The following is a 2589-nucleotide window of genomic DNA, read 5'->3' on the forward strand; positions in this document are numbered from 1 at the left end:
CAGGACTCGGGACATTGGATCTTCATAAGCATTTAACCCCCATTTAATGCGGGTTGAGCGCTTATTTTTTTACAAAAATACCGAGGGTTTATTGTAGTATAAAGTGGATATATTTCTGGGAATGTGGTATAATTAATAACATATAAGGAATGAAATGGGGTGTTAGTATTTTGGATCAACTTACTTTTTTTGGTGAAGGATTTGTATCTACTATTGATCAGGTTCCTAATTTGGTGGCTGTCTCTGGTGAAAAAAAGACCGTCGTCTATTGGAAATCCCATTTCGCTATTGTTGCTTATAAAAACGATGATGCGGTTTCCAAGAGGATGGCCGCTGTCTTCTTGATACAATCAAAAGTAGGAAACTACGAGGAAGTCGCTATCTTAATGGGATGGTCGGTATCTACTATACATAATTTTACGCGCTCGTATCGTGCAAACGGACCGATCGGTTTAATCAAACAAAAAACGGGTCCCCAACACACGAAAGTTACACCCGAAATTCTACAATTTATCCATAATGCAAAAAAAATTTCCTATAACAAAATGGTTCGACTTATTAAAGAAACATATGGCGTGTCCCTCTCGCCTGACATGGTCTCATACGTAAAGAGGGGGAAGGCTTACAAAGAACAGATGAATCTGTTTTCGGATGATTATTTCTTGGAGTCTATGCTTACAGGGGAAATGATTCCTAAAACAAAGGAACCTTTGAAAGAAAGTAATGCTCTTATGACGGAAACTCCGGGCCCCTTGACGGAAGATGATCAACGACCTCTTCCGGGGGGATTAGAACATGAATCTTTAATGGAAACATTACCAATTGTTCCAACATCCTTGCCGATAAATTTGATACATGAAGAAAAAACCGAGGTGGAATCCAATTATGCGGGGGGATTTCTTCTCCTTCCATTTTTGCAGAAAATAGACCCTGCTGGCTTGTTTCGCCAAGCACAGGAAGAAAATAGTGAACATGTAAATTCTTCAGAACCCCACGCCTATGGCATGAAAAACTGGATGATGACTTTGATTTTCTTACTATGGTTTCAGTTTTCATCTATCGAACAATTCAAGTTTGTACAACCACGGGAATTTGGTGTTTTGTTGGGATCTAGAAATCGTACACCATCTGTAAAAACGTTGAGACGCTACTTCAAGGAATGCGTAGATGAACGTGTGACCGAAAACTGGATGTTGCAATTGGTACGCCGCTATGTACAGCTTGATGTAATCGAACTTGGAACATTGTATTTTGATGGGCACAAAATCCCGTATTACGGGCATGTTGATTTACCAAAGGGTTATACATCATCAAGGCGCTTTCCGATGAAGGTACTTGAACAAGTGTTTGCTAATGATCAAAAGGGGCGCCCTGTGTTCTTACGTGTGCATGATACGTCTTTGTCTTTTCGGGATACCGTCTTGGAAATGATTAAAGATGCACTACAGTTATGGAACGAAAATGGCAAGCGTTCGCCACTCGTGGTTGCGTTTGATCGTGAACTGTATGATACGAAATTCTTTTCCGTACTAGATGAATTAGGTGTCCTCTACATAACCTGGCGCAAGTGGGACACCCCTGTCGTTTTGGCGGATCTCACAGATTTGGTCTATCACCAATTTCCTGATACGGAGGGCATACAGGAAGGACCTACAGTCCAATACCATTACTGGTGCAGAAACATTACAGTACAGGGATACGACGTGGAGGCAATCAGTTTTCTTGCCACAGAAAAGCTGAAAAAAGATCAAGACCGTAATCCTTCTACGTTAGTCACCAATTCTTGGCGTTTTACCAAGGAGGATTACCCAGACTTTAATCCTCTTTCAACAGGAGAAATCATTGATACACTGTGCCACCGATGGCGACAAGAGAACTATTTTCGTTACGCCAAACACGAGCAACGGTTGGATTATATTCCCAGTTACGAAACTGCCGAACGAGAAGTACCATTAACGAAGGCCAACCCATTACGGAAGGCCCTGAAAAAAGAGATCAAAAAGATACAGAACGAAGTCGACAAACTCAATCAGAAAATCGCACAAAGATTGACAGCAAGAAAGAAAAAGGACAAGCCACTTGAAGAAATCTTACAACAGAAAAGCATTCAGATACTTATGACCAAAAAAGAGGAAAGGACAGCTAAATCCACGGAACTTACCAATAAACTTTCCGCAATAACGGAAAGAATAGCTGTTCAGGAAGATAGAGAACCGTCTTTAGAACTAACACTAAACAGCAAACAGTTTCTGGATGTACTGCGAATCGTTCTTTATAATGCGGAGCAAATGTTAAAGGATGTGTTTAGTCGTTGTTATAATGACCCAAGGGATCTACATGCATTACTACGTGCAATTTCAGACCAAGGAGGGACGGTCGAGGAGCAAAAGGATGTCGTGATTGTTCGTCTAAAAGCACTGCATATTCCCGCATATCGAAAAGCCACGGAGAAGTTGTGTATAGAGATGAACGCAATGGAGACTAAAATAGAAAAAACAGGGAAACGGCTCTTTTTTTCGGTAAAATGATTATGCCCTTAAATAGGAGAAGGACTACAAAAAACTCGGGAGCTTTGTCCTGAGTCCTGTA

Annotated in this window: 1 protein-coding gene; it reads left to right on the plus strand. The window is 40.9% G+C overall.

Features of this window, described 5'->3' with window-relative positions; translation table 11 throughout:
* Positions 1-170 precede the first annotated feature (170 nt).
* A complete protein-coding gene (locus tag B371_RS0100730; protein ID WP_019412433.1) occupies positions 171-2528 on the plus strand; it encodes a putative transposase in 2358 nt (785 codons plus the stop codon).
* Positions 2529-2589: the final 61 nt, after the last annotated feature.

The organism is Paenisporosarcina sp. TG20, from assembly GCF_000286315.1.
Lineage (GTDB): Bacteria > Bacillota > Bacilli > Bacillales_A > Planococcaceae > Paenisporosarcina.